Below are 26116 nucleotides of genomic sequence, written 5' to 3'. Positions count from 1 at the left end.
GAGTGTCACCAGTGCGAAACAGCACGTCAATCGATGAGCGTGCGCTGAGAAGCAGCGAAAGTTTCGGTTGTTGGGGCCGAGGCCGCTTCGGCGACGAGAAGGTGCGGATCGACGGGGCCAGGCTGCCCGCGACGACCTTCCTGGCCACCGGCTCCGGCACCCTCGGCTCCACGATGAACTGAAGGACGCGACCCGAACGACGAAACGCCCCGCCTGTCGTCACAGGCGGGGCGTTCCTCGTGCCGGCCGAGGGGGGCTCTGCCGGCAACTGCCGGCCGAGGGGGGCTCAGGCCGGCAGGTCTGTGGAGTCGGACGACGTGCCCGCGCTCAGGTGGGCACTATGAGGGACGTGAAAGGTGGGCGAATGGTTGTGCCCATGGGGGAACCTGTGGTGTTCAAGGGGGCTGTGCTCCGTCATCAGGGGACCTTCTGCCCTGTTGGTTGCCGCTGACGACGGATCGGTTGCCTCACCGGTGGGTGATTTTCAGCCGGACCGGTGAAGAGCCGGTCAGGAGTCCCCGTCGTCCTGCGCGGCGAAGCCGCCCTTCACGGCGAGGTCGCCGGACTTCGCGGTCGCCGTCACCGTGTAGCTGTCGTCCTTCGCGTCCCGGCCGCCGCGCTGATGGTTGTACTGCCCTGCGAACACCCACTCGCCCTTGGGGACCGTACGGCCGTCCTTGAGCACCCAGGTGTAGACGAGGAAGCCGTCCTTCTCGGCGACCGTCAGCGTGAAGTCGCTCTCGGGCGGCGAGCGCCAGGCTCCGGTGTCGGTGACACCGCCGGTCTCGGCGATCTTCAACTGAACGGTGAGCGTGGTGAGCTGCTCGGAGGTCTTGAAGGTGACATTGCTCTGCGCCCAGAAGTCGTTGCTGTGCTGGCCCACCGAGCCGTCCGACCAGAGCGGGCCGTCCTCGGTGCCGGTGGCCCGCGCCCCCGCAGGGGTGCTAGCCGTGGGAGAGGGCGTGCTGCTGGGCCGCTCGGCCTTCCGCGTGGGGGTGGTGCCCGGCGTCGGGTTCGCCGGCGGGAGGGGTGCGCGGCTCGTCGCGTCGGGCGACGGGGTGGGTGTGTCCGAGGTGGCGACCGATTTCTGTGCGGGAGTCCCGTCGTCCTTCACCGCGGACGCCACCGCGTAACCGCCGAAGCCCAGCACACAGGCGACCGCTGCGGTCGCGCTCACCACCCGCACCCAGCCGTAGAGCGGCGGCCGGGTCGCCCGGTGGTCGGGGCGGGTCTGCTCCGACATGCCACGCTCGACCCGGGCCAGGATCAGCTCGCGGTTCGGCTCGTGCGCCGCGGCCGAGTCCTTCAGCCGGGCGCGCAGATCGCGGTGCACGTCCCGCTGCATGGTCATCGGTCCCTTCCTCCGGCGTCACCGGTGCGCACCATCGCGGCGTGCATCGTCACCGGAGTCCTCTGCGTGCCGAGCAGGCGCTGCAACTCGGCCATCCCCTTCGAGGTCTGGCTCTTAACCGTACCGACAGACACACCCAGGGCCAGTGCCGTGTCCTTCTCCGAGAGGTCGAACGCGTGCCGCAGCACGACACACGCCCGCTTGCGGAACGGCAGCCTGCGCAGGGCCTCCTGGACGTCGATCACGCCCGCCACATCCGGGTTCTCAACCTTCTCCTCGCGCTGGGACCAGAACAGGGCGACGCGCCGGCGCTCCCGGACCGCACTGCGGATGCGGGTACGGGCCAGGTTGGCGACCACCCCACGGGCGTAGGCCGCCGGATGGTCGGCCGCGCGCACCCGGTCCCAGCGGTGCCACAGCGCCAGCAGCGCGTCCGCGGCCAGGTCGTCGGCGGCGTCCGGCTCGCCGGTCAGCAGATGGGCGAGGCGGGACAGTTCGGCGTAGTGGCGCTCGAAGAAGGCATGGAATTCCACGGAGGCGGCGTCGTCGACGACAGTGCCCACGGGCTACCTCTCCTCACTATGTGTGTCATGTGTATGACATGTGGCTATTCCGGGCACGCCAGGGCGAGATCGGGAAGCGTAGCAGTGATCCCGTGCAGGTTCTCGTACGGGTCTTCGAACGCTGTCTGACCGTTCGGGAACGCCTCTATGGTGCGCCGAGTCCGATTCCGTAACACGGAGAAAACCTGAAACGGGTTCGGCGCGGGAACAATCCAGCCAGCATCCGCACACGTTCATTCAGGCATCGAGGAGCAGGAAACATGTCCGTCGACCAGTACTTCAGGATCTCCGAGCGGGGGTCCACCTTCGCCCGTGAGATACGCGGCGGCTTCGCCACGTTCTTCACGATGGCTTACATCCTTGTCCTGAATCCGATCATTCTCGGCAGCGCCAAGGACAAGTTCGGACACCAGTTGGATGCGGTTCAGTTGACCACCGCGACGGCGCTCGTGGCCGCGGTGATGACGATCATCATGGGCGTCGGGGGCAACCTGCCGCTCGCTCTGGCCGCCGGGCTCGGGCTGAACGCGGTCGTCGCCTTCCAGATCGCCCCGCTGATGAGCTGGGACGACGCGATGGGGCTGGTCGTCCTCGAAGGCCTGCTCATCTGCGTGCTGGTGGTGACCGGACTGCGCGAGGCCGTCATGCACGCCATCCCGCAACCGCTCAAGCAGGCCATCAGCGTCGGGATCGGCCTGTTCATCGCGTTCATCGGCTTCGTGGACGCGGGATTCGTGAGCCGCATCCCCGACGCCGCGAACACCACCGTGCCGGTTCAGCTGGGCGGTACCGGGGCGCTCACCGGGTGGCCGATCCTCGTGTTCTGCCTCGGGGTGCTGCTGACGATCGGGCTGCTCGCCCGCAAGGTCAAGGGCGCGATCCTGATCAGCATCGTGACCATGACGGTCCTCGCGATGATCATCAACTCGATCGCCGACGTCAAGGCCTGGGGGCTGACCACCCCGGCGTGGCCCGACAAGATCGTCGACACCCCCGACTTCGGACTGCTCGGCCACTTCAGCCTGTTCGGGGCGTTCGGTGCGTCCGGTGTCGGTGTGGTCACCGTCGTCCTGCTGATCTTCACGCTGATCCTGTCCGACTTCTTCGACACCATGGGGACCGTCGTCGGCATCAGCGCTGAGGCGGGGCTGCTGGACGAGGAGGGGAAGGTACCCAACCTCGGCCGGGTGCTGCTGATCGACGGTGCGGCCGCGGTCGCCGGCGGTGCGGCGTCCGCCTCCTCCGCCACGGCCTACATCGAGTCGGCGGCGGGCGTGGGCGAGGGCTCACGCACGGGGTTCTCGAACCTGGTCACCGGCGGCATGTTCGGGCTCGCGCTGTTCTTGACCCCGCTGCTCACGATCGTGCCCCTGCAGGCCGCCGCGCCCGCCCTGGTCGCCGTCGGGTTCCTGATGATGACCCAGGTCAAGCACATCGACTGGGACAAGTACGAGATCGCGATCCCGGCGTTCCTGACCATCGCCGTCATGCCGTTCACGTACTCGATCACCAACGGGATCGGGGCCGGGTTCCTGGCCTACGTCGTGATCAAGGTGGTGCTGGGCAAGGCCAAGGAGATCCACTGGCTGCTGTGGGCCACCTCGGCGCTGTTCCTCGTGTACTTCGCGATCGACCCCATCGAGCAGGTGCTCGGGGCCAAGTAACCACCGCACGGGCTCAGTTCTTGAGGGCCGCCTCCATCATGGCCTTGGCCACGGGGGCGGCCAGACCGTTACCGCTCACCTCGGACCGGGCCGCGTTCGACTGCTCCACCACCACCGCCACGGCGACCTCCTTGCCGTCGGCCTTGCCGTAGGACGTGAACCAGGCGTACGGCGTCTTGCTGTTGTTCTCGCCGTGCTGGGCTGTGCCCGTCTTGCCGCCCACCGTGACACCGTCGATCCTGGCGTTGGTGCCGGTGCCGTCCTGGATGACGGACTCCATCGCCGACTGGAGCTGCTCCGCCGTCCGCGAGCTGACGACCTGCCGGGTGCTCGCCTCGTCGTCGTAGTTCTTCAGGACGTCGCCGCCGCTGTCGGTGATCGTCGACACCATGTGCGGCGAGACCAGCTTGCCGCCGTTGGCCAGGGCCGCGGAGACCATGGCCATCTGGAGCGGGGTGGCCGTGACGTCGTACTGGCCGATGCCGGTCAGGGCCGTCGAGGACTTGTCCATGCCGGAGGGGTAGACGCTCTCGTAGGCCCGCACCGGGACGTCCTGCGAGCCGTCGTTGAAGCCGAACTTCTCGGCCATCGCCCTCACCTTGTCCTGGCCGAGGTCCACGGCCATCTTCGCGAAGACGGTGTTGCAGGAGTACTCGAGCGCGACCCGGATCGAGGCGTTCTCACAGGGTGCCGAGGAGTTCTCGTTGCCCAGCGGGGTCACCGTGCCCGGCAGGGTGTACGGGTCCGGGCTGTCTGTCTTCTCGTCCACCGAGGAGTACAGGCCGTCCTCCAGCGCGGCGGACGCCACCACCAGCTTGAACGTCGAGCCCGGCGGCAGCGGCTGGCGCAGCGCGCGGTTGGTCAGCGGCTTGTCGGAGTCCGCGTTGAGCTGCTTCCAGGCACCGCCCGCGGTGTTGGCGTCCGTCAGCGAGGACGGGTCGTACGACGGCGTCGACACGACCGCCAGGATCTTGCCGGTCTCCGGGTCGATCGCGACGGCCGCGCCCTTCGTGTCGCCGAGCGCGTCGTACGCCGCCTTCTGCACGGCGGGGTCGATCGTGGTGACCACATCACCGGGCTCGGCCCGCTGGTTGGTGACCGTGTCCATGACGGTCTTCAGCCGGCTGTCCGTGCCGTTGAGGAGGTCGGCGTAGATGCCCTCCAACTGGGTCGGGGCGTACGCCTGCGAGGCATAGCCCGTCACCGCCGCGTACAGCTTGCCGTTCGTGTACGTCCGCTTGTACGCGAGGTCGCCGCCCGTCGTCCTCTCGGACCCCGTGACCGCCTTTCCGGCCACGATGATGTTCCCGAGCGGCGAGGAGTACGTCTCGATCGCGTTCCGTCGGTTGTCGCTGTCGTCCGCGAGTGCCTGGCCCTCGTAGAACTGCACCCAGGTCGCTCGGATCAGCAGAGCGAACACCAGGAGCAGCGCGAAGACCGATGCGCGCCTGATCGTCTTGTTCATCCCACAGACAGGACGATCAGGCGGAAGCGAATCGTTCCCATGCGTCCGCTTTTCTCATCGGACGTTCATCCGCCGCTGCTTGTACGGCCGGTGTCAGGCGTCCAGCATGAGCACGAACTCGTCGATCTCCGCGCCGCGCGCGTTGGCGTACCCGGAGGCCCGGGCGGTCACCCGGAACCCGCACTTGTGCAGGACCCGCAGCGAGCCGTCGTTGTCGGTGGCCGCGCGGGCGTACAACGGGCGCTCGGGCACCTGGGCGAGCAGCTCCCCGAGAGCCGCCGTGGCGATGCCCCGCCCCCAGTAGGCGCGGTCGATCCAGTAGGTGACCTCGCGCTCGCCCGGCTCGCCGTACACCGCCGCGCTGCCCACCACGTCCCCGTCCGCCAGAACCGTGCGGTGCACGGCGTCGGAGGCCCGGATCCGTTTCCAGTGGGCGTCGAACGCGTCCCGGTCGGTCGGGTCCTTCGGGGTGAAGGCCGCCATCCGCAGGGACTCGGGATCGTTCATCTGCCGGTAGAAGACCGGCAGATCGCTGTCGTGGACCTCTCGAAGCGCGATCTGCATGCCTCAGAGCCTACGGGTGGCCAGTGTCAGCCGGTCCCGCGCGTCGAACAGCGCGTCCTTGACCAGCTGTTCGTGGGCCGGGGTCAGCCGCGCCACCGGCACCGAGCAGCTGATCGCGTCCCGCGCGGGCGTGCGGTAGGGGATCGCCACACCGAAGCAGCGCAGCCCCAGGGTGTTCTCCTCGCGGTCCACCGAGAAGCCCTGCTCCCGGATCTGGTGCAGCTCCTCGATCAGCTTCTCCCGGTCGGTGATCGTGTGCTCGGTGAGCGCGGGCAGGGTCTCCGGCAGCATCTTGCGGACCTGCTCGTCGGAGTACGTGCTCAGCAGCGCCTTGCCGAGGGAGGTCGAGTGCGCCGGGAGCCTGCGGCCGACCCGGGTGAAGGGCCGCAGGTAGTGCTGCGACTGACGGGTGGCGAGATAGACGACGTTGGTGCCGTCCAGCCGCGCGAGGTGGATGGTCTCGGTGGTGTCGTCGGACAGCCGGTCCAGCGTCGGCCGGGCCGCCGCGACCACCTCGTCGCCGTCGATGTACGAGGTGCCGACGAGCAGCGCCCGCACCCCGATGCCGTACCGCGTGCCCGTCGCGTCCGTCTCCACCCAGCCCAGCTCCACCAGCGTGCGCAGCAGCATGTAGAGGCTGGACTTGGGATACCCGACGGCCTCCTGGACCGCCGCCAGAGAGTGCATGCCGGGGCGCCCGGCGAAGTATTCGAGCAGTTCAACCGTCCGTACCGCGGACTTGACCTGTGCCCCGCTGCCCGTCTCGCCTGCCGACATCGCCCTTGACCCCTTTGTTGGACGAGAACCAGAGATATAGTCTCCAGCAGCATATTCACCACCGGAGACAGCGTTCAGCATATCGAACGTTCCTGGTGGATGACCCGGATACATGTGGAGGGACCTGCGGTGGCAGCAGCACCAGTCTGGAGTGTCGACCCCCGAACCGGGAAGCAGCGCGAACAGGTTGCGGTGGAGGCCACAGCCCAGGAGGTCGACGCCGCCGTCCGCGCCGCTCACGACACGCGCGCGTCCCTCGCCGACCGCACGGTCCGCGCGGCCTTCCTGCGCACCGCGGCCACCAAGCTCGAAGAGTCCAAGGACCATCTGGTCGAGGCCGCCGACGCCGAGACCGCCCTCGGGCCGGTCCGGCTGACCGGCGAGCTCGCCCGCACCTGCTACCAGCTGCGGGCCTTCGCGGACATCGTCGACGAGGGCGAGTTCCTCGGTGTCGTCGTCAACCACCCCGACGACACCGCGACCCCGCCGATCCCGGACCTGCGCCGCTACAAGATCCCGCTGGGCGTCGTCGCCGTCTACTCGGCCTCCAACTTCCCCTTCGCCTTCTCCGTGGCCGGCGGTGACACCGCGAGCGCGCTGGCCGCGGGCAACCCGGTCGTCGTCAAGGCCCACCCCGATCACCCCGCGCTGTCCGAGCTGGTGGCCGCGGCACTGCGGCGGGCCGCCGGCGAGCACGGCATCCCCGCCGGTGTGGTCGGCCTCGTCCACGGCCTCGACGCCGGCATCGAGCTGATCAAGCACCCGCTGGTCGCCGCGGCCGGTTTCACCGGCTCGGTGAAGGGCGGCCGTGCCCTGTTCGACGCGGCGGCCGCGCGGCCGGTGCCGATCCCGTTCCACGGCGAGCTGGGCTCGCTGAACCCCGTCGTGATCACGGAGGAGGCCGCCGCCGAGCGGGCCGACACCATCGGCGCCGGACTCGCGGGCTCCATGACCCTCGGGGTCGGCCAGTTCTGCGTCAAGCCGGGCCTGGTCCTCGTGCCCCTGGGCGCGGCCGGCGACGGCCTGCTGAAGTCCCTGACCGACGCCGTCAGCGACACCGACGCGGGCGTCCTCCTCGACCACCGCATGCGGGACAACTTCGTCGCCGGGGTCGCCGAGCGCGCGCAGCTGCCCGACGTCGAGTCGCCGGTGACGCCCGGAGCGGGCGGCGAGCACACGGTGAGCGCGGGCTTCCTCACGGTGGCGGCCGAGAAGCTGACCAGCGAGGGGGCGTACGACCTGCTCCTGGAGGAGTGCTTCGGCCCGGTGACCGTCGTGGCCCGCTACGAGGACGACGACCAGGCACGCGCCGTGCTGTCCCGCCTCCCGGGCAACCTCACCGCGACGGTCCACCTGTCGACGCAGGAGGCCGCGGGTAAGGGGCGGGGCGCCGAGATCCTCGCGGAGCTGACCCCCCTCGCAGGCCGTGTCCTGGTCAACGGCTGGCCGACGGGCGTTGCGGTGGCCCCCGCCCAGCAGCACGGCGGCCCGTACCCGGCGACGACCTCCACGTCGACGTCCGTCGGCGGTACGGCGATCGAGCGCTGGCTGCGGCCGGTGGCGTACCAGAACACGCCGGAGGCCCTGCTGCCGCCGGAGCTGAGGGACGACAACCCGCTGGGGCTGCCCCGCCGCTTCAACAACCGTCTCGAGCGCTAGGCACCCGACGCGCGCACGCGGAGAGGGAGCTGGAAAACTCTGAGGATGGACGTCGAACTTCCCGAACTCCCCTTCTCTCTCCGCACCTACGGACCCGACGGGCACTGGGTCCACGAGGACGGGATGCTCTCCGGCTGGGCCGGCCCCCGGCAGGACCGGTTCGTGCCGCCCACCGGGGAGGGACTCGATCCCGCCGCCGACGCACCACGGCTGCTCGGCGCCCCCGAGGGGGACTTCCAGCTGATAGCCCGCGTCACCGTCGGCTTCAACGGGTCGTTCGACGCGGGTGTGTTGTACGTCCACGTCGGGGAGCGGGCCTGGGCGAAACTCTGCCTGGAGAACTCCCCGGACGTACCGACCGTGTGCACGGTCGTCACCCGGGGGCACTCCGACGACTGCAACTCCTTCACCGTGGACGGCAGTTCGGTGTGGCTCCGGATCAGCCGCACCGGCCGCGCCTTCGCCTTCCACGCCTCCCGGGACGGCAAGCGCTGGACCTTCGTCCGCCTGTTCACCCTGGGCGACGAGAAGGAGACGGGCGCGGCCCTGGTCGGCTTCATGTCCCAGTCGCCGATGGGGGAGGGCTGCGTGGTGACGTACGACCACATCGAGTTCAGGCCCGCCTGGCCGGACGACCTGAGAGACGGAAGCTGAGCGTCACGCCGGGCTACGGGAATGCGAGCCACTGCTTGAATGTTCACCGAGTGAGCGGAGGGAGTCTCCGCAGTCGTCCGACCTGGAGAGAGCCGAAGACATGCGCGTCGAGATCTGGAGCGACATCGCCTGCCCCTGGTGCTACGTGGGCAAGGCCCGCTTCGAGAAGGCGCTGGAGGCCTTCCCGCACCGTGACGGTGTCGAGGTGGTCCACCGGTCGTTCGAGCTGGACCCGGGCCGGGACAGGAGTGACGTCCAGCCCGTCCTCGCCATGCTCAGCAAGAAGTACGGCATGAGCCAGGCCCAGGCCCAGGCCGGCGAGGAGAACCTCGGAACCCAGGCCGCCGCCGAGGGCCTCGCGTACCGCACCCGTGACCGCGACCACGGCAACACCTTCGACCTGCACCGCCTCCTCCACCTCGCGAAGGCGCAGGGCAGGCAGGACGAGCTCATCCAGATCCTCTACCGGGCCAACTTCGCCGAGGAGAGGTCCCTGTTCAGCGAGGGCGACGAACGGCTCGTGGAACTCGCCGTCGAGGCAGGCCTGGATGCCGGCGAGGTCCGCACGGTCCTCGCCGACCCCACCGCCTACGCCGACGACGTCCGCGCTGACGAGCGCGAGGCCGCGGAGCTCGGCGCGAACGGCGTCCCCTTCTTCGTCCTGGACCGCAAGTACGGCGTCTCCGGCGCCCAGCCCGCCGAGGTCTTCGCCCAGGCCCTCACCCAGGCCTGGGGCAACCGCTCCCCGCTGCAGCTGATCGACCAGGGCGACGCGGGCGCTGAGGCCTGCGGCCCCGACGGGTGCGCCGTACCGCAGCAGCACTGACAAACGCGCAGGTCGGCGCGGACGTATAAGCGTTCCTTCGCGAAACCACGTAGAGAATCGCAATGGACCGAGAGGTCTCCCGGGCCCACAGTGGGTCCATGGAGACCTTCGAGAGCCTGGTCCGTGCCGAGTTCGCCCCGAAGAACACCTTTCTCAACACCGCGAGCAGCGGCCTGCTCCCCGCCCGAACCGTGACCGCCCTCCAGGGGGCCGCTCTGATCCGCGCCGAGGGCAGGCCGCTTGATCCGCTGTTCGAAGACGTGGAGATGTCCCGTGCCGCGTTCGCCCGGCTGGCCGGTGTCCCGGTCACGAGGGTCGCGGCCGGGGCTTCTGTCTCCACCCACTCGGGCCTGGTCGCCGCGTCGCTGCCCGCCGGTGCCGAAGTCCTCACCGCCGAGGACGACTTCACCTCCGTCGTGAACCCCTTCCACGCCCGCGGCGACCTCAAGGTCCGCATGGTTGCGCTGGAGCGGCTCGCCGACTCCGTCCGCCCCGGCACCGCTCTCGTCGCGGTCAGCGCCGCCCAGTCCGCCGACGGCCGGATCGCCGACCTGCCCGCCCTGCGCGCGGCGGCCACGGAACACGGCGCCCGCACCTACGTCGACTTCTCGCAGGCCGCGGGATGGCTCCCGGTGGACGCGCAGTCCTACGACTACACCGTCTCCACCACCTTCAAGTGGCTGCTGGGCCCGCACGGCGCCGCCTTCCTCGTCGTGCCCGAGGACTTCGGCGATCTGGTGCCGGTGCTCGCCGGATGGGTCGCGGGGGAGGTCCCTTGGGACAGCTGCTACGGTCCCATCGCCGAACTGGCCCACTCCGCCCGGCGGTTCGACATCAGCCCCGCCCTGTTCACCTACACGGGAACACGTCGCTCCCTCGAACTCCTGGAGGAGCTGGGCGTGGACGCCGTACGCACCCACGACCTCGCCCTCGCCGACCGTTTCCGCACCGGACTCGCCGACCTCGGCCACGCCCCCCTGCCCGCGCCCGGCTCGCCGATCGTGTCGGTGCCCGGACTCGGCGGGCGGCAGCCCGAGTTGAGCGCGGCGGGCATCGAGGTGTCCAACCGGGCCGGCAACCTGCGCGCCTCATTCCATCTGTACAACACGGTCACCGATGTCGACCGGATTCTGGACGCCCTGTCTCACTGAACCGCTGGCGCCGGACCGCCCGGGACGCCAGGAAGGGGCACCAAGGGGTGGTGGTGCCGTGGAGTCCACGGGCGGGACGACGCCCGTGCAGCAACCCGCAGACGCGGAGCTGCACCGGCGGCTGGTGTACGGCGACGAGTCCGCGCTGGCCGAGGCGCACGGGATGTACGGCGGCCTGGTGCGGGCGGTCGCGGTGCGCGTGACCCGGAGCGGGGCCGCAGCCGAGGACGTGGCACAGGAGGTCTTCGCGCAGCTGTGGAGCAGGCCGTACGCCTTCGACGCGCCCTGGGCAGCCTGCGCACCTGGCTGTCGCTGCTCGCGCACCGCAGGGCCGTCGACTGGGTGCGCGGCGAGGCCCGGCACCACAAGGACGCCCGCGCCGACGACCTGGCACTGCATGCCGTCCCGGACTCCGCCCCGGGCCCGGCCGAGGCGGTCGTCGACCGGGAGCGCTCCCTTCTGCTGCACACCGCACTCGCCGAACTCCCGCAGCCACAGCGGGAGGTGGTGCACCTCGCCTGCTTCGCGCCGGACATGGTCCCCCGGGAAGCGACAGGCGACGCGGCCGCCGTACGGAACGTACTGGAGCGGGCCGCGTCGCTGTCGTGGCTGTGAGGGTCGACTCACCGTGGCACAGGGCTACTTCACCGGAGTGAAGTCCCTCGCGCCGATGAACTCAGGACGCCGTACGGGAGCCGCGAACGGCTCGACGGCCTGGTTCTCCACGCTGTTGAACACGATGAACACGTTGCTGCGCGGGAAGGGTGTGATGTTGTCCCCGGAGCCGTGCATACAGTTGCAGTCGAACCAGGTGGCCGAACCGGCCTTGCCCGTGAACAACTTGATGCCGTACTGCGAGGCCATCTCCGTCAGCGCCTCGTCCGAGGGCGTGCCCGCGTCCTGCATCTGCAGGGACTTCTTGTAGTTGTCCTTCGGAGTGGCCCCCGCGCACCCGAGGAAGGTGCGGTGCGAGCCCGGCATGATCATGAGGCCGCCGTTGGTGTCGTGGTTCTCGGTCAGCGCGATCGAGACGGACACCGTGCGCATGTTGGGCAGGCCGTCCTCGGCGTGCCAGGTCTCGAAGTCGGAGTGCCAGTAGAAGCCGCGGGCCCCGAAACCGGGCTTGACGTTGATCCGCGACTGGTGGACGTAGACGTCCGAGCCGAGGATCTGCCGGGCCCGGCCGACGACCCGCTCGTCGTGCACCAGCTTCGCGAACACCTCGCTGATCCTGTGCACCTCGAAGACGGACCGGATCTCCTTGGACTGCGGCTCGATGATCGAGCGCTCGTCCGCGCGGATCTCCGGGGCGCTGATGATCCGCTCCAACTCGCGCTGGTAGACGGGTACTTCATCAGGCCCGATGATCTGGTCCATGGCGAGGAAGCCGTCGCGTTCGAAGGACTCCAGCTCGGCCGTGGCGATCGGGCCCGGTGTGTCGGGCGACGACCACAGGACCGGGTCCTTGCGGGGGATCGACACCTCGGTGGCGCCGCGGCTGGGGTAGAGATCGGTGACGGTGGTCATGCGGTCACACCTCCTCGGGTTCGGTGAGCAGCGGGTAGACGCCGTTCTCGTCGTGGTCCTCCCGGCCGGTCACGGGCGGGTTGAACACGCAGAGGCAGCGGAAGTCCTCCTTGACCCGCAGCGTGTGCCGCTCGTGCCCGTCCAGGAGGTACATGGTCCCGGGCGTGATCGAGTGGGTCTGCCCGCTCTCGTGGTCGGTCAGCTCGGCCTCGCCCTCGACGCAGACGACGGCCTCGATGTGGTTCGCGTACCACATCGACGTCTCCGTACCCGCGTACAGGATGGTCTCGTGCAGTGAGAAGCCGACCCGCTCCTTGGCGAGCACGATGCGTTTGCTCTCCCAGGTGCCGGAAGCGGCCTTCACATGCCGGTCGGTGCCTTCGATGTCCTTGAACGAACGGACGATCACGGTGCTGCGATGCCTCCTAGATGGACGGTGTGCTGAGAGGGGTTCTCAGACGGTTTCCCGGACGGCACGGGCGAGGACGCTCAGTCCCTCGTCCAGTTCCTCGGGGGTGATCGTGAGCGCCGGAAGCAGCTTCACGACCTCGCTCTCGGGGCCCGACGTCTCGATGAGCAGCCCGAGTTCGAAGGCCCGGTGCGCGATCTTCCCGGCGCGTGCCTTGTCGTGGAACTCCAGGCCCCACACCAGCCCGCGCCCGCGGTACTCCTTCACGTCGGCGAGGTTCTCCTCGGTGATGGAGATGAAGGCCTGCTCGACCTGCTCCCCGCGCTTCCTGGTCTGCTTCTCCATCGCGGAACCGTCCGCCCAGTACTGCTCCAGGGTGGCGGTGGCGGTGACGAAGGCCGGGTTGTTGCCGCGGAAGGTGCCGTTGTGCTCGCCCGGCTCCCAGATGTCCAGCTCCGGCTTGAACAGGCACAGGGACATCGGAAGGCCGTAGCCGCTGATGGACTTGGACACGGTGACGATGTCCGGGACGATGCCCGCCTCCTCGAAGGAGAAGAAGGCACCGGTGCGGCCGCAGCCCATCTGGATGTCGTCGACGATGAGCAGCATGTCCTGCCGTTCGCACAGCGCGGCGAGCGCCTGCAGCCACTCCTTGCGGGCCACGTTGATGCCGCCCTCGCCCTGCACGGTCTCCACGATCACGGCGGCCGGCTTGTTGAGCCCGGACCCCTGGTCCTCCAGGAGCCGCTCGAACCACAGGAAGTCCTCGACGGCGCCGTCGAAGTAGTTGTCGAACGGCATCGGCGTGCCGTGCACCAGCGGGATGCCGGCACCGGCCCGCTTGAAGGCGTTGCCGGTGACGGCGAGCGACCCCAGCGACATGCCGTGGAAGGCGTTGGTGAAGGACACGATGGACTCGCGTCCCTTGACCTTCCGGGCCAGCTTGAGGGCCGACTCCACGGCGTTGGTGCCGGTCGGGCCGGGGAACATCACCTTGTACGGCAGGTCGCGCGGCCGCAGGATGTGGTCCTGGAAGGCCTGCAGGAACGCCCGCTTGGCGGTGGTCGACATGTCGAGCCCGTGCGTGACGCCGTCCCGCTCCAGGTAGTCGATCAACGCCCGTTTCAGCACGGGGTTGTTGTGGCCGTAGTTGAGTGAACCGGCGCCGGCGAAGAAGTCCAGGTACGCGTGGCCGTCCTCGTCGTACATGCGGCTGCCCTGCGCGCGGTCGAAGATGGTGGGCCAGCCGCGGCAGTAGCTGCGTACCTCGGACTCGAGGGTCTCGAAGACGCTGAGGTCGGGCTGGGTGATGGTCACGACGAATCGCTCCTCGGTGCGTGGGGGAGAGTGCAGGGCTGGCGTGAGGGGGAAGTGCGGGGTGTCGGTCGTCAGGGGGAGAGGGGACCGATGCGGTAGAGGACCTCGGGGTCGTGCGGCCCGTCGGGGAACAGGCTCGTGTCGAACAGCACCTCGCGCTCCAGGGCGGCGCCACGGCGTTCGGCGAACGCCGTGAACAGCCGCTCGGAGGCGGCGTTGCCGGGCGTGATGGTGGTCTCGAGGGTGGTCAGCCCGCGCTCGGCGGCGAGCCGCGCGGTCAGTCCGTCGAGCAGGGCGGCGGCGAGTCCGCGGCCGCGGTACGCCGAGTCCACCGCCACCTGCCAGACGAGCAGGGTGCCGGGCCGGTCCGGGCGGACGTACCCGGTGACGAAGCCGACCGGCTCCCCGTTCTCGTTCCGTGCGACGGCCGAGGTGGCGGCGAAGTCGCGGCACCACAGCAGATAGCTGTACGACGAGTTCAGGTCGAGGACCTTCGAGTCGCGGGCGATCCGCCAGAGCGCGGCTCCGTCGGCGACCGTCGGCCGGTCGATTTGCAGGTCTGCTTGTGCGGCAGTCATGCGAATTGAATTTACCGAGGGAAATTCAAAATTGCATCGCCGGGTGGGGTTACGGCCGGGCACTCCATGTGTTATCACGCGGGCGCGTACGAACGCGCGAGAGTCGCCCGACCTGCCCCGTTATGACCCGTAAATAAGGGACGAATTGATCAACATGTGTAACGCGTCACAGCGATGTAACCTCCGCGAGACCCACCCGAATTCCTCCCGCCCGCGTTCGCAGAATCTTTGCGTTTAGGTCCGAGAAAAGCGGGCAGGAGAATATGGGAAGCTGTTCTTCGATAAACTCCACAATTACTCTCGGGATTATGCTCCGGTAACCCCGTTTATGCCTTCTCGTAAGACTGTCGGCGTGTCCGCTTCGGCGCGCGTGCCGAAGCGGGGCGGTCAGTGCCAAGCGGTGTCCGTGGCGCGCAGGGCCGCCTCCACGTCCACCGTGAGCCCCTGCTCCGTCAGTGCCGCACCCAGTGCCGCGAGGCTCGCCCGTACCGCTCCCCGTGTCGCGTCCACCCCGTAGTGGTTGACCCGGATCATCTCCTTGGACAGCGCACCCCCGCCCGCGGCCAGCGGCAGCGCGGGGTCGGACGACAGTGCACGGGACACCAGTTCCGAGGCGACGGTCCCGGCCGGTGCCCGCAGTGTGGTGGCGACGGGAGCCGCCTCGTGATCCGCGTGGACGTACGGCTCCAGGCCCCCGCCCAACGCCCGCGCACCGGCCCGCGTCGCCGCGGCCGCCGCCCGGTGCCGGCCCATCACCGCGTCCAGGCCGTCCGCCTCGATCCGCTCGACGCACGCCTCCAGCGCCAGCATCTCCAACTGCGCCGGAGCGTGCAGCAGGGCCTTGCGGCCGCCGTCGATCCAGCGCTCCTTCCAGTCGAGCAGCGAGAGATACGACCGTCGCGGCGCCGCCGGGTTCGCGGCCATCCGCGCCCACGCCCGCTCGCTCACCGACACCGCCGACACACCCGCGGGCCCGCCCATCGCCTTCTGCGCCCCGATCACGCACAGGTCGACACCCCACGCGTCCGGCAGCACCGGCTCGGCCCCGACGGAGGCGACCGCGTCCAGATAGAACAGCGCCCCCTGCCGCCGTACGACCTCCCCGATCTCCGCGACCGGATTCGTGTTGCCGGTCGCCGCCTCCGCGTGGACCAGCGACACGAAGTCGATCTCCGGGTGCTCCGTGAAGGCCGCCGAGATCTGCCCGGCGCTCACCGCCGTGTGGAAGGGCACCGAGAGGTCGATCACGGTCGCGCCGCAGTCGCGCAGCCAGTCGCCGAAGGTCTGCCCGTAGGGGCCGGTGACGATGTTCAGCGCGGTCGTGCCCGGACCGGCCGTACCGCGGATCGCCTCCTCCAGCGGCAGCAGGGCCTCGCCCTGCATGATCACGACGTCCTGCTCGGTGCGCAGCAGCCGCGCCACACGGTCCTCGATGGAGGCGAACTGCGCCGCGCTCAGCGGGGCCAGGTCCAGGAAGGGGTGTGTCACGACGGTGCTCTCTTCGCTCTCTGGGGTAGAGGTGATCGAGGGTAGTCCCCTGGGGCACCCCACCTGAACTGGCGACTTCTCAGGCTGAACGGCCTTGGAACCACCGGTTTGATTTGAGAGACCCAAACTTCTCCTTATAATCGGAACCCACAGTTCCCGCACAGGAGGCCTTCCGTGAACAACCGCTCCGGGCGCCGGCCCCGCGTCCTGGCCGTCACCACCGCGACGGCGGGGCTCCTGCTCGTCGCTGTCACCACCTCCGGGTGCACCTCCACCGACGACGGCGGCAGCGGTTCGAAGACCGCCGCGGGCGGGGTCGAACTGGTCAAGGCCGGTCAGCTCACCACCTGCACCCACCTGCCGTACCCGCCCTTCCAGTCGGAGATCGACGGCAAGGTCCAGGGCTTCGACGTCTCGATGATCGACCTGGTCGCCAAGAACCTCGGTGTGAAGCAGGAGATCCTCGACACCCCCTTCGAGAACTTCAAGACCGGCGCCCTGCTCAACTCGGGCGGCTGCGACCTGGCCGCGGCCGGCATGACCATCACCGAGGAGCGCAAGAAGAACGTCGACTTCTCGGACCCCTACTTCGACGCCACCCAGGCCCTTCTGGTCGCCAAGGGCAGCGGGATCGCCTCGCTCGCCGACGTCAAGTCGAAGAAGGCGAAGCTGGGCGCCCAGGCGCAGACCACCGGAGAGGACTACGTGAAGGCCCAGGGCTTCGACCCGGTGTCCTTCGAGTCCTCCGACGCCGTCCTCAACGGCCTGCGCGCCGGCCAGGTCAAGGCCGTCGTCATCGACTACCCGGTCGTCCAGGGCTGGCTGAAGACCAAGGCCAACGCGGACGCCTTCCAGCTCGCCGAGCAGATCAACACCGGTGAGCAGTACGGCTTCACGGTCAAGAAGGGCAACACCAAGCTGCTCACCGCCGTCAACAAGGCGATCTCGGACGCGAAGTCGGACGGCACGTACAAGAAGCTGTACGAGAAGTGGATCGGCCCGTACAAGGAGTCGGCCGCGTCCCCCTCCGCCTCATGACGGCGGCGGACACACAACTCCAGCCCCGCAAAAAGGGACTGACCCGACGTCAGAAGCGCAGCCTGTCGCGCGGCGCGCAGTACGTCGTCTTCGTCGCCGTCGTGATCGCCTTCGCGGTCTCGGCGGACTGGGGGCGGCTGAAGAACCAGTTCGCGCAGGCGGACATCGCCGGCCAGATGTTCCCGGACGTCATCACGCTGGCGTTGAAGAACACCGTGCTCTACACCCTGTCCGGCTTCGTCGTCGGACTCGCCCTCGGCATGGTCATCGCGCTGATGCGGCTGTCGTCGGTCGGCCCGTACCGCTGGTTCGCAGGCGTGTACATCGAGATCTTCCGCGGTCTGCCCGCCCTGCTGATCTTCATCTTCATCGGCGTCGCGGTCCCGCTGGCGTTCCCGGGCACGGAGATCATCGGCGGCACCTACGGCAAGGTCGCCCTCGCCCTCGGTCTGGTGGCGGCGGCCTACATGGCGGAGACGATCCGCGCGGGCATCCAGGCGGTGCCCAAGGGGCAGTTGGAGGCGGCCCGTTCGCTGGGCTTCTCGCCGGCCCGGGCGATGATCTCGATCGTCGTCCCGCAGGCGTTCAGGATCATCCTGCCGCCGCTGACCAACGAACTCGTGCTGCTCTTCAAGGACTCCTCGCTGGTGCTGTTCCTCGGCGTCACCCTGGAGGAGCGCGAACTGTCCAAGTACGGCCGTGACCTGGCCAGCACGACCGCCAACTCCACGCCCATCCTCGTCGCCGGCCTGTGCTACCTGCTGGTGACGATCCCGCTCGGGTTCGTGGTCCGTCGTATGGAGACGAAGGCCGGGGAGGCCGTGAAATGAGCGAGGAGTCCTCTTCGGCGCGTCCTTCGGCGCGTCCGGAGATCGAAGTGCGCGGCCTGCACAAGTCGTTCGGCGACAACGAGGTCCTCAAGGGCATCGACCTGGAGATCGGCCCGGGCGAGGTCGTCTGCGTGATCGGTCCGTCGGGCTCGGGCAAGTCGACGCTGCTGCGGTGCGTGAACCTCCTGGAGGAGCCGACCAAGGGGCAGGTCTTCGTCGGCGGCACCGAACTCACCGACCCCGACGTCGACATCGACGCCGTACGCCGCCGTATCGGCATGGTCTTCCAGCAGTTCAACCTCTTCCCGCACCTCACGGTGACCGAGAACCTCACGCTGCCGCAGCGCAGGGTCCTCAGGCGGGGCAAGGCGCGGGCCGCACAGGTGGCCGCCGAGAACCTGGAACGCGTGGGTCTCGCCGAGAAGGCGGACGCCTACCCCTCCTCCCTCTCCGGCGGCCAGCAGCAACGGGTCGCGATCGCCCGCGCGCTCTCCATGGGTCCCGAGGTGATGCTCTTCGACGAGCCCACGTCGGCCCTCGACCCGGAGCTGGTGGGCGATGTGCTCGCGGTCATGCGGATGCTCGCCCGGGAGGGCATGACGATGATGGTCGTCACCCACGAGATGAGCTTCGCCCGCGAGGTCGCCGACCGGGTCGTCTTCATGGACGACGGAGCGATCGTCGAGGACGGCCCCCCGGACCGGGTCATCGGCGCCCCGAGTCATGAGCGCACCCGCCACTTCCTCTCCCGCCTCCTGAACCCCGCGAGGGCCGACGTGGAGGAGAACGACACCTGAAAGGGACATACGTTCCCCTGGTCCACACAGCCTGATAACCGTCATCATTCGGGCATGACGACACTCGACAACACGGGCGATTCCGCAGCGGGCGGCACCCTGCCCCCGCTGCCGGAGAACTGGGAGCGCTGCCTGGCCGTGGCGGCGCATCCCGACGACATCGAGTACGGGACGGCGTCCGCGGTGGCCCGCTGGACGACCCAGGGCAAGACCGTCACCTATCTGCTGGTCACCCGTGGCGAGGCGGGCATCGACGGGCTGCACCCGGACGAGGCGGGTCCGCTCAGGGAAGCCGAGGAGCGGGCCGGAGCGCGCGAAGTGGGCGTGACCGACGTGGAGTTCCTCGACCACCGCGACGGGATGATCGAGGAGGGCTCGGCCCTGCGCCGCGACATCGTGCGGGCGATCCGCAGGCACCGGCCGGAGGTGGTGGTGACGGGGGCGTACACCGTGCGGATGGTCGCCGGCGTGGTCAACCAGGCCGACCACCGGGTGGTGGGCCTGGCCGCGCTCGACGCGGCACGCGACGCCGGCAACCGGTGGATCTTCCCCGAACTCGCCGACGAGGGGCTCGAACCCTGGGGTGGCGTCCGGTTCGTGGCCGTCGCCGGCACCGACCGTCCCACCCACGGCGTGGACGTCACCGGTGAACCGCTGGAGCGGGGCATCGCCTCACTGACCGCGCACGCCGAGTACACCAAGGGCCTCGGAGCGGGAGCCTTCGAGCCGCGTCCCTTCCTGACCTGGGCGGCCCGGCTGGGCGGAGCGGCCCTCGGAGTCGAGGCCGCCGTCGTCTTCGACGTGCACCAGCTCGCCTTCGAGGGACCACCGCCCTGGGTGGAGTGACCGCTGCTCTTTGAGGGGCCGCCGCCGTGGGTGGAGTGACCCCGGGCTGGCTAGTGTGCGGTGCATGAGCGATCGCACCGTGCTGCACGTGAAGGGCCGGATCCTGGCCGGTCCCGAGGATGTCCGGGACGAGTTGTGGGTGGTCGGAGGGCGGATCTCCTACGACCGTCCCGCCACCGCCCGCGACATCCGCACGGTGTCGGGCTGGGCGCTGCCCGGCCTGGTGGACGCGCACTGCCATGTGGGCCTGGGCGCTCACGGCCCCGTCGACCAGGACGTGGCCGAGAAACAGGCCCTGGCCGACCGGGAGGCCGGCACCCTGCTGATCCGTGACGCGGGATCGCCCTCCGACACCCGCTGGGTCGACGACCGCGCAGACCTCCCGAAGATCATCAGGGCGGGCCGCCACATCGCCCGCACCCGCCGCTACATCAGGAACTTCGCCTGGGAGATCGAGCCGGAGGACCTCGTCACGTATGTCGCCCAGGAGGCCCGCCGGGGTGACGGCTGGGTCAAGCTGGTCGGCGACTGGATCGACCGTGAGGCCGGCGACCTGGCCCCCAGCTGGCCCCGGGACGCCGTCGAGGCGGCCATCGCGGAGGCCCACCGGCTCGGCGCCCGGGTCACCGCGCACTGCTTCGCCGAGAACTCCCTGCGGGACCTGGTCGAGGCGGGCATCGACTGTGTCGAACACGCCACGGGTCTCACGGACGACCTGATCCCGCTCTTCGCCGCGCGGGGCGTCGCGATCGTCCCGACCCTCGTCAACATCGCGACCTTCCCGAAGCTGGCGCAGGGCGGCGAGTCCAGGTTCCCCCGCTGGTCCGCCCACATGCGCCGCCTCCACGAACGCCGCTACGACACCGTCCGGGGCGCCTACGACGCCGGCATCCCGGTCTACGTCGGCACGGACGCGGGCGGCACCCTCCCGCACGGCCTGGTCGCGGCGGAGGTCGCGGAACTGGTGACGGCCGGCATCCCCCCGCTGGACGCTTTGTCGGCGACGACGTGGAACGCCCGGACATGGCTGGGGCGACCCGGCCTGGACGAGGGCGCGCCGGCCGACCTGGTGGTGTACGAGCAGGACCCCCGCGCGGACGTACGCGTGCTCGCGGACCCGTTGCGGGTGGTGCTGAACGGGGCCGTCGTCTGATGTGAGCCAACTCCCGCTCGCGGAAGGGGAGTCGAAAGCGTGCCCGGATGCGCCACGATCGTGTGAACTCCCGTGGGACCGCTGTCGAACGGCGGACGGTGCGACATCCTTTCGAGGTCCCAAGCGCGTTCTCTCTGGGGGTCCCACCACCTTGAACAGCACCTACTTCCGCATGCCCGCACGCCGTCTCGTCACCGTCGCGACGGCCACCGCCCTGGCCGCCGGTCCCGTGGCACTGACCGGTGCGGGCACCGCGCACGCGACCGGCGGGCAGGGCCGTGCGAGCGCCGTCGTCCTGCGCACCGGGCTCGACGTCTCCCTGCTCGACAAGACCGTGAACGTCCCGCTCGCGGTCGCCCTCAACGAGGTCCAGGCACCGCGGAGCGCCAGGCGGACCGCGCTGACGGCCGAGTTGGACGGGGTGGACGGCGGACAGCCGTTCCGTGTGCTCGACGCCGAGGTCGCCGACGCGAAGGCGACGGTCACCGGCGCGAAGGCCGAGGCGTCCACCGAGCTCACCCACGCCAGGCTCCATGTGCCGGGCCTGCCGCTGCTGTCCCTCGTCGAGATCGAGGGCGTCACCTCCAGAGCGACCTGCGAGGCCGGCCGGACCCCGACCGCCACCTCGAACGTGCTCGGCGCGGTGACGGTCCTCGGCAGGAAGGTCACGGTCACCGCCGGCGGCCCCACGGACGTCAAGGTGCCCGGCATCGGCGAGGTCCGCCTCGACCTGTCCAAGCGCGCGACCACCTCGCGCACGGCCGCCGCCACGGCGCTCGAACTCACGGTGTCCGTCAACCCGTTGAAGCTCAACGTCGCCGACGTCGAGGGCACCGTGACCCTCGCGAAGGCGACCTGCGAGGCACCGGCGCCTCCCGCGTCGACGCCTCCCGCGGACGACACCGAGCCGCAGGGCGGTCCCGTCAAGGAGGCGGGCCTGGCCGAGACGGGCGGCGGCTCCCTGGCGCCGTACCTCGCGGGCGGGGCGGTCGCCCTGCTCGTGGCCGGCGGGGGAGGGCTGGCGCTGGCACGGCGCCGGCGCTGACAGCGGGCCCTCGCCCGGGGCACCGGTACTCACCCGGATGGCGCAGTGGCCGTATCTCTGGGACCGTGGGACGAGGGGCAGCACCGCAGGGGGGTGTAGGAGGTCCCCATGCGCGTCGCACCGTTGACCGGTCTGGTGGCCGTGGTGATCACGGTCGTCGGCTTTCTCCTGTTCGGCGACACCCCCGGGGTCGGCGCCTCGGGCCGAGAGGTCAGGTCGTTCTACGACGACCACCGGGCGCAGGTCGGGGTGAGCCTGTATCTCCTGGCCGTCGCCGCGGTCCTGTTCGTCTTCTTCGCCGCCTACCTGGCCCGTGTGGTCCGGGACGTCCTCCCGGCCGGCGGCGGCTGGCTGCACCGCGTCGTCCTCGCGGGCGGCGTGCTGCTCGCCGCGGGCTTCCTGGTCGGATCCGCCCTCACCCTGGCCCTGCTGGACCTCGCGGACGAGTCGTCGGCGGCCGGTCCGGCGCTCCAGGCGCTGAACGCCGTCAACGAGGACTTCTTCATCCCGTTCGTCGCCGGTATGGGGCTGATGCTGCTGGCCGCGGGCCTGGCCACGGTCCGTGCCGCCGGTTCGCCCCTGCCCCGCTGGCTGAGCTGGTCCGCCGTCGTCCTCGGCGTGCTGGTCTTCATCCCCTGGGTCGGCTTCTTCGCCTTCATGCTGGCGGGCGTGTGGGTGGCCGTCACGAGCGTCCTCCTGGCCCGCCGACCCGCAGTCGACTGAGAGCGTTTTCATCCGTTCCTGCCTCATGAGGAACCGCTCTGACATGCGTCAACTCCCCATCTTTGTCAGAACTGTTGACCCATGCATGAAAACGTTTTAACTTCCTCTTCGCCCAGACCGACCGGGAAGAGGGAGCGCCTTGGCAGTTGTCCGACGAAAAGGTTTCCAGAGCCGGGCTCTGCTGCTCCTGATGCTGCCCGGCCTCGCCTACTTCCTGCTCTTCCACTACGGCGCGCTGGTCGGCAACGTCATCGCGTTCAAGGAGTACGTCCCCTTCGACGGGCTGTGGGGCAGCCCCTGGACCGGAGGCGGCAACTTCCAGCGGATGTTCGAGGACACCGCCTTCTGGGACTCGGTGCTCAACACGGTCTGGATCGCCGTCCTCCAGCTCGTGTTCTACTTCCCGGTCCCGCTCGGCCTCGCCCTGCTGCTGCACAGCCTCACCTGGAGCAGCGTCCGCCGGTTCGTGCAGTCGGTGGCCTATCTCCCGCACTTCATCTCGTGGGTGATCGTCGTCGCCCTCTTCCAGCAGCTGCTCGGCGACACCGGACTGCTCAACTCCGGCCTCGACGGCATGGGGTTGCACACCGTCGACATCATCGGCAACCCCGACGCCTTCAAGCCGCTCGTCGTCGCGCAGGTCATCTGGAAGGACGCCGGCTGGGGCACGATCATCTTCCTCGCGGCCCTCGCCCAGGTCGACGAGCAGCAGTACGAGGCCGCCGCGATCGACGGCGCCGGACCCTGGCGGCGCTTCTGGCACGTCACCCTGCCCGCCGTCCGCCCGGTGATCGTGCTGCTGCTGATCATGCGGCTCGGCGACATCCTCTCCGTCGGCTTCGAGCAGATGCTGCTCCAGCGCGACGCGGTCGGCCCCGAGGCCTCCGAGATCATCGACACCTTCGTCTACTACCGGGGCATCGTCGGCGGCGACTACGGATTCGCCGCCGCGGCAGGGCTGTTCAAGGGCGTCGTCGGCGCCCTCCTCGTCTACGCCGCCAACAAGGTCGCCCACCGCCTGGGCGAGCAGGGGGTCTACAAGTGAGCGCTGGTTCCCGCACCTCCGCCCGTCCTGCTCCCGCTCCGTCGAAGCCGGTGCGGCGCAGCCCCGTCCGGCGTCCGCCCGGCCGTCGCCCCTCCACCCGCCCCAGCTGGCTGGAGAGGCCGCGGCCCCTCACCCAGGCCGCCAAGGCGGTGGCCCTGGCCGTGGTCGTCCTGCTGGTGTGCGTGCCGTTCCTCGTCATCGTGTCGACCTCACTCGCCTCCACCGACGAGGTCGTGGCCAACGGCGGCTGGGTGCTGTGGCCGACGGACCCCTCACTGAAGGCCTACCGCGACATCCTCGACGGCGGCATCGTCACCCACGCCCTCGGCGTCAGCGTCGGTGTCACGGTCGTCGGAACCCTGCTGAGCCTCCTGTGCACGGTCACCCTCGCCTACGCCCTCGCCCGCCCCGGCGTGTTCGGCGGCCGGCCCGTCCTGCTGCTGGTCCTGTTCACCTTCCTCTTCCCGCCCGGCATGATCCCGAGCTTCCTGCTCGTCAAGGAGCTGGGCCTGCTGGACAGTTACGCCTCCCTGGTGCTGCCCGTCCTGGTGAACGTCTTCAACCTGGTCGTCCTGCGCGGCTTCTTCCAGGGCATCCCCGACGAGCTGTACGAGGCCGCGCGACTCGACGGGGCGGGGGACCTCAGGGTGCTCGTCTCCGTCGTACTCCCCCTGTCCAAGGCCGCGTTGGCCGTCGTGGGGCTCTTCTACGCGGTGGCCTACTGGAACTCCTGGTTCTACGCCTCCCTCTACCTGGAGAGCGACCACTGGCCCCTCCAACAGGTGCTGCGCACCTACGTGGTGGCCGGCTCGGGGCTCACCGACGCCACCACAGGGGAGGGCACCGTCACCGCCCCGCAGACCGTGCAGATGGCGGTCCTCGTGATCGCCACTGTGCCGATCCTGCTGATCTACCCCTTCCTCCAGAAGTACTTCACCAAGGGCGTGCTCACCGGCGCCATCAAGAGTTGACCCAAGCCGTCCCAAGCAGACACGAGGTGAAACACCCATGCCCAGCCTGTCCCGACGCACCCTGCTGCTGTCCGCGGCGGCGGTCTCCGTCCCCGGTGTGCTGACCGCCTGCTCCACCGGATCCGGCGACAGCGACGTCTCCAACGCGGGCAAGAAGCTGGCCCCCTGGCCCGCGTACAGGCCCGCGAGCGGCCCCAAGCCGGACCTCGCCGCCACCGAGGCCGGCGTCCAGGCCGGATACACCGCCTACCCCACCGACCTCGTCAGGTCCGTCGCCCGCACCCCCGGCGACGGCTCCACCGTCAAGGTCATGTCGGTGTCCTTCGGCACCCCGCCCAAGCCGGCCTCGGCCAACCGGTTCTGGGCGGCCGTCGAGAAGGCGCTGGGCGTGAAGATCGAGTACACGATCATCTCCCAGGCCGACTACCAGAAGAAGATGGCCACGGTCATGGCGGGCGACGCCGACGCCCTGCCCGACATCATCAACATGTTCTCCGGCTTCGTCCTGCCCCGTGAGGCCGAGTTCGTGCAGCGCCGCGCCGAGGACCTCACGCCGTACCTCTCCGGCGAGGCCGTCGCCGACTACCCCAACCTCGCGGGCATCCCCACCCACGCCTGGAAGGACATGGGCCGCATCGGGGGCCGCATCTTCGGCATCCCGCTGGAACGCCCCCTGCCCGGCTCCACCCTCTGGACCAACCAGGGCCTGTTCACCGACGCCGGCATGAAGCAGGGCTGGACCTCCGAGGACTTCGCCGCCGTGGCGGGGCGGGCGACGAGCGGCCGTACCTACGCGCTCGGTGCGGCCCAGGGCTCCCTGTTCGGCAACGCCGTGCATTCCGCCGCCCACAACGCGCCCCAGAACTGGGCGGTCACCAAGGACGGCACGTTCCAGCCGGGCTGCGCCGACGACCGCTACAAAGCCGCCATCGCCTTCCAGGCCCGGCTCCGCAAGAACGGCTCCTACTACCCCGACGCCACCTCCGTCTCCCAGATCGACCTCACGACCCTCTTCTACAACGGCACCGTCGGCTCCATGCAGGACGGCTTCGGCGCCTACCTGCCCAAGTACCGTGAGACGAAGGGCAAGTTGACCCCGGCGGCCGCCCTGCCGTACAGCGTCGGTGGCGAGCCCGGCGGGATCGTCGCCGCCCGCCGCTCCTTCGGCTACACGGTCCTGAAGAAGGCGAAGAAGGAACGCGTCGAGCTGCTCCTGCGCATCCTCGACCACCTCGCCGCCCCCTTCGGCAGCCAGGAGTGGGAACTCGTCCACTACGGCGTCGAGGGCACCCACTTCACCCGCGGCGACGACGGCTCCCCCGAGCCCACCGAGCTCGGCGAGGTGGAGAACAACACCAACCTGCCGTTGAAGTACCTCGCCGAAGGCCCCCAGGTGCTGTTCGTGCCGGGCATGCCCGATGCCGTACGGGCCCTGCACGCCTGGCAGCAGAAGGTGGTGCCGATTGCCATCCGCGACGCCTCCTTCGGGCTGCAGTCCCGGACCAGGAACGCCCAGGGCACCACGCTCAAGGCGATGCTCGACGACGCCGTCACCGGGATCGTCGCGGGGCGGCTGCCCCTGTCGGAGTGGGACGGGGTGGTCAGGAAGTGGCGTGCTCAGGGCGGCGACAGAATGGCGGCGGAGCTCGCGAAGGACTTCGCGGCCAACACGTGA

The 26116-nt window shown here is 69.7% G+C and carries 25 protein-coding genes and 1 pseudogene; 16 read left to right on the top strand and 10 right to left on the bottom strand.

Going from position 1 to position 26116, the window contains the following annotated elements; translation table 11 throughout:
• Positions 1-508: 508 nt before the first annotated feature.
• A complete protein-coding gene (locus OHT57_RS11990) occupies positions 509-1351 on the bottom strand; it encodes a hypothetical protein (RefSeq protein WP_328746153.1) in 843 nt (280 codons plus the stop codon).
• Positions 1348-1914 (bottom strand): SigE family RNA polymerase sigma factor, encoded by a 567-nt coding sequence (locus OHT57_RS11985; protein WP_328746152.1) that lies wholly within the window; start codon positions 1912-1914, stop codon positions 1348-1350. Before OHT57_RS11985 ends, OHT57_RS11990 begins: the two co-directional genes overlap by 4 nt.
• 260 nt (positions 1915-2174) lie before the next feature.
• On the opposite strand from OHT57_RS11985, the gene OHT57_RS11980 reads away from it, so the two are divergent.
• A complete protein-coding gene (locus tag OHT57_RS11980; protein ID WP_328746151.1) occupies positions 2175-3578 on the top strand; it encodes an NCS2 family permease in 1404 nt (467 codons plus the stop codon).
• A gap of 13 nt (positions 3579-3591) precedes the next feature.
• Here the strand turns inward: OHT57_RS11980 and OHT57_RS11975 are convergent, their stop codons facing one another.
• The 3 genes from OHT57_RS11975 to OHT57_RS11965 form a co-directional block, all read right to left on the bottom strand.
• A complete protein-coding gene (locus OHT57_RS11975) occupies positions 3592-5043 on the bottom strand; it encodes a peptidoglycan D,D-transpeptidase FtsI family protein (RefSeq protein WP_328746149.1) in 1452 nt (483 codons plus the stop codon).
• 93 nt (positions 5044-5136) lie between these two features.
• Complete coding sequence (locus tag OHT57_RS11970) at positions 5137-5607, bottom strand: GNAT family N-acetyltransferase (RefSeq protein WP_328746148.1); 471 nt, start codon at positions 5605-5607, stop codon at positions 5137-5139.
• Positions 5608-5610: 3 nt separating this feature from the next.
• A complete protein-coding gene (locus OHT57_RS11965) occupies positions 5611-6384 on the bottom strand; it encodes an IclR family transcriptional regulator (protein WP_328746147.1) in 774 nt (257 codons plus the stop codon).
• A 129-nt stretch (positions 6385-6513) separates the two neighbouring features.
• On the opposite strand from OHT57_RS11965, the gene OHT57_RS11960 reads away from it, so the two are divergent.
• The 5 genes and pseudogenes from OHT57_RS11960 to OHT57_RS11940 all read left to right on the top strand — a co-directional run.
• Complete coding sequence (locus OHT57_RS11960; RefSeq protein WP_328746146.1) at positions 6514-8043, top strand: aldehyde dehydrogenase (NADP(+)); 1530 nt, start codon at positions 6514-6516, stop codon at positions 8041-8043.
• A gap of 45 nt (positions 8044-8088) precedes the next feature.
• The gene (locus tag OHT57_RS11955) at positions 8089-8697 is read left to right on the top strand and encodes a DUF1349 domain-containing protein (protein ID WP_328746145.1); all 609 of its coding nucleotides are present in this window, start codon (positions 8089-8091) and stop codon (positions 8695-8697) included.
• 100 nt (positions 8698-8797) lie between these two features.
• Positions 8798-9523 carry a DsbA family oxidoreductase gene (locus OHT57_RS11950; protein ID WP_328746144.1) on the top strand — a complete coding sequence of 242 codons (726 nt, stop codon included), beginning with the start codon at positions 8798-8800 and terminating at the stop codon, positions 9521-9523.
• 98 nt (positions 9524-9621) lie between these two features.
• Positions 9622-10674, top strand: coding sequence for an aminotransferase class V-fold PLP-dependent enzyme (locus OHT57_RS11945; RefSeq protein WP_328746142.1), 1053 nt, complete (start codon positions 9622-9624; stop codon positions 10672-10674).
• A 58-nt stretch (positions 10675-10732) separates the two neighbouring features.
• Positions 10733-11202: pseudogene (locus OHT57_RS11940) on the top strand (RNA polymerase sigma factor); the annotation flags it as partial.
• Positions 11203-11313: 111 nt separating this feature from the next.
• Here OHT57_RS11940 and thpD read toward each other — a convergent pair.
• From thpD to OHT57_RS11915, 5 genes are all read right to left on the bottom strand, one after another.
• The gene (gene thpD / locus OHT57_RS11935) at positions 11314-12201 is read right to left on the bottom strand and encodes an ectoine hydroxylase (RefSeq protein WP_328746141.1); all 888 of its coding nucleotides are present in this window, start codon (positions 12199-12201) and stop codon (positions 11314-11316) included.
• 4 nt (positions 12202-12205) lie between these two features.
• Entirely contained in the window at positions 12206-12610 is a 405-nt protein-coding gene (locus tag OHT57_RS11930) for an ectoine synthase (protein ID WP_328746139.1), read from the bottom strand.
• A 45-nt stretch (positions 12611-12655) separates the two neighbouring features.
• Positions 12656-13927, bottom strand: coding sequence for a diaminobutyrate--2-oxoglutarate transaminase (gene ectB / locus OHT57_RS11925; protein WP_328746138.1), 1272 nt, complete (start codon positions 13925-13927; stop codon positions 12656-12658).
• 71 nt (positions 13928-13998) lie between these two features.
• Positions 13999-14505, bottom strand: coding sequence for a diaminobutyrate acetyltransferase (gene ectA / locus OHT57_RS11920; protein ID WP_328746137.1), 507 nt, complete (start codon positions 14503-14505; stop codon positions 13999-14001).
• 387 nt (positions 14506-14892) lie between these two features.
• Complete coding sequence (locus OHT57_RS11915) at positions 14893-15993, bottom strand: pyridoxal-phosphate-dependent aminotransferase family protein (RefSeq protein WP_328746135.1); 1101 nt, start codon at positions 15991-15993, stop codon at positions 14893-14895.
• 174 nt (positions 15994-16167) lie between these two features.
• Here OHT57_RS11915 and OHT57_RS11910 point away from each other — a divergent pair, with 174 nt between their 5' ends.
• The 10 genes from OHT57_RS11910 to OHT57_RS11865 all read left to right on the top strand — a co-directional run bounded on the left by OHT57_RS11910 (position 16168) and on the right by OHT57_RS11865 (position 26116).
• On the top strand, positions 16168-17031 hold the full coding sequence (locus OHT57_RS11910; protein ID WP_328746133.1) for a transporter substrate-binding domain-containing protein: 864 nt from the start codon (positions 16168-16170) through the stop codon (positions 17029-17031).
• Complete coding sequence (locus OHT57_RS11905; RefSeq protein ID WP_328746132.1) at positions 17028-17861, top strand: amino acid ABC transporter permease; 834 nt, start codon at positions 17028-17030, stop codon at positions 17859-17861. The genes OHT57_RS11910 and OHT57_RS11905 overlap by 4 nt, the downstream gene beginning before the upstream one ends.
• Entirely contained in the window at positions 17858-18658 is an 801-nt protein-coding gene (locus OHT57_RS11900; RefSeq protein WP_328746131.1) for an amino acid ABC transporter ATP-binding protein, read from the top strand. Before OHT57_RS11905 ends, OHT57_RS11900 begins: the two co-directional genes overlap by 4 nt.
• 54 nt (positions 18659-18712) lie before the next feature.
• Entirely contained in the window at positions 18713-19504 is a 792-nt protein-coding gene (locus OHT57_RS11895; protein WP_328746130.1) for a PIG-L deacetylase family protein, read from the top strand.
• Positions 19505-19568: 64 nt separating this feature from the next.
• On the top strand, positions 19569-20657 hold the full coding sequence (locus tag OHT57_RS11890; protein WP_328746129.1) for an amidohydrolase family protein: 1089 nt from the start codon (positions 19569-19571) through the stop codon (positions 20655-20657).
• Between the two features lie 151 nt (positions 20658-20808).
• A complete protein-coding gene (locus tag OHT57_RS11885; protein WP_328746128.1) occupies positions 20809-21702 on the top strand; it encodes an SCO1860 family LAETG-anchored protein in 894 nt (297 codons plus the stop codon).
• A gap of 108 nt (positions 21703-21810) precedes the next feature.
• Positions 21811-22425, top strand: a complete 615-nt coding sequence (locus OHT57_RS11880) for a hypothetical protein (RefSeq protein WP_328746127.1) — start codon at positions 21811-21813, stop codon at positions 22423-22425.
• A gap of 190 nt (positions 22426-22615) precedes the next feature.
• On the top strand, positions 22616-23470 hold the full coding sequence (locus OHT57_RS11875) for an ABC transporter permease (protein ID WP_328753181.1): 855 nt from the start codon (positions 22616-22618) through the stop codon (positions 23468-23470).
• Between the two features lie 50 nt (positions 23471-23520).
• On the top strand, positions 23521-24441 hold the full coding sequence (locus OHT57_RS11870; RefSeq protein ID WP_443053609.1) for a carbohydrate ABC transporter permease: 921 nt from the start codon (positions 23521-23523) through the stop codon (positions 24439-24441).
• A 37-nt stretch (positions 24442-24478) separates the two neighbouring features.
• Entirely contained in the window at positions 24479-26116 is a 1638-nt protein-coding gene (locus OHT57_RS11865; RefSeq protein WP_328746126.1) for a sugar ABC transporter substrate-binding protein, read from the top strand.

This window comes from Streptomyces sp. NBC_00285 (assembly GCF_036174265.1).
Lineage (GTDB): Bacteria > Actinomycetota > Actinomycetes > Streptomycetales > Streptomycetaceae > Streptomyces.
The sequence above is the reverse complement of the archived record's forward strand: the minus strand, read 5'-3'. Positions and strand labels throughout refer to the sequence as shown.

What these genes read in the sequence shown, in the direction of transcription:
- OHT57_RS11990 (WP_328746153.1), bottom strand. Translation starts at nt 1,351, where the DNA reads ATGACCATGCAGCGGGACGTGCACCGCGATCTGCGCGCCCGGCTGAAG.
- OHT57_RS11980 (WP_328746151.1), top strand. Translation starts at nt 2,175, where the DNA reads ATGTCCGTCGACCAGTACTTCAGGATCTCCGAGCGGGGGTCCACCTTC.
- OHT57_RS11975 (WP_328746149.1), bottom strand. Translation starts at nt 5,043, where the DNA reads ATGAACAAGACGATCAGGCGCGCATCGGTCTTCGCGCTGCTCCTGGTG.
- OHT57_RS11970 (WP_328746148.1), bottom strand. Translation starts at nt 5,607, where the DNA reads ATGCAGATCGCGCTTCGAGAGGTCCACGACAGCGATCTGCCGGTCTTC.
- OHT57_RS11965 (WP_328746147.1), bottom strand. Translation starts at nt 6,384, where the DNA reads ATGTCGGCAGGCGAGACGGGCAGCGGGGCACAGGTCAAGTCCGCGGTA.
- OHT57_RS11955 (WP_328746145.1), top strand. Translation starts at nt 8,089, where the DNA reads ATGGACGTCGAACTTCCCGAACTCCCCTTCTCTCTCCGCACCTACGGA.
- OHT57_RS11950 (WP_328746144.1), top strand. Translation starts at nt 8,798, where the DNA reads ATGCGCGTCGAGATCTGGAGCGACATCGCCTGCCCCTGGTGCTACGTG.
- OHT57_RS11945 (WP_328746142.1), top strand. Translation starts at nt 9,622, where the DNA reads ATGGAGACCTTCGAGAGCCTGGTCCGTGCCGAGTTCGCCCCGAAGAAC.
- thpD (WP_328746141.1), bottom strand. Translation starts at nt 12,201, where the DNA reads ATGACCACCGTCACCGATCTCTACCCCAGCCGCGGCGCCACCGAGGTG.
- ectA (WP_328746137.1), bottom strand. Translation starts at nt 14,505, where the DNA reads ATGACTGCCGCACAAGCAGACCTGCAAATCGACCGGCCGACGGTCGCC.
- OHT57_RS11905 (WP_328746132.1), top strand. Translation starts at nt 17,028, where the DNA reads ATGACGGCGGCGGACACACAACTCCAGCCCCGCAAAAAGGGACTGACC.
- OHT57_RS11900 (WP_328746131.1), top strand. Translation starts at nt 17,858, where the DNA reads ATGAGCGAGGAGTCCTCTTCGGCGCGTCCTTCGGCGCGTCCGGAGATC.
- OHT57_RS11895 (WP_328746130.1), top strand. Translation starts at nt 18,713, where the DNA reads ATGACGACACTCGACAACACGGGCGATTCCGCAGCGGGCGGCACCCTG.
- OHT57_RS11890 (WP_328746129.1), top strand. Translation starts at nt 19,569, where the DNA reads ATGAGCGATCGCACCGTGCTGCACGTGAAGGGCCGGATCCTGGCCGGT.
- OHT57_RS11880 (WP_328746127.1), top strand. Translation starts at nt 21,811, where the DNA reads ATGCGCGTCGCACCGTTGACCGGTCTGGTGGCCGTGGTGATCACGGTC.
- OHT57_RS11875 (WP_328753181.1), top strand. Translation starts at nt 22,616, where the DNA reads ATGCTGCCCGGCCTCGCCTACTTCCTGCTCTTCCACTACGGCGCGCTG.
- OHT57_RS11865 (WP_328746126.1), top strand. Translation starts at nt 24,479, where the DNA reads ATGCCCAGCCTGTCCCGACGCACCCTGCTGCTGTCCGCGGCGGCGGTC.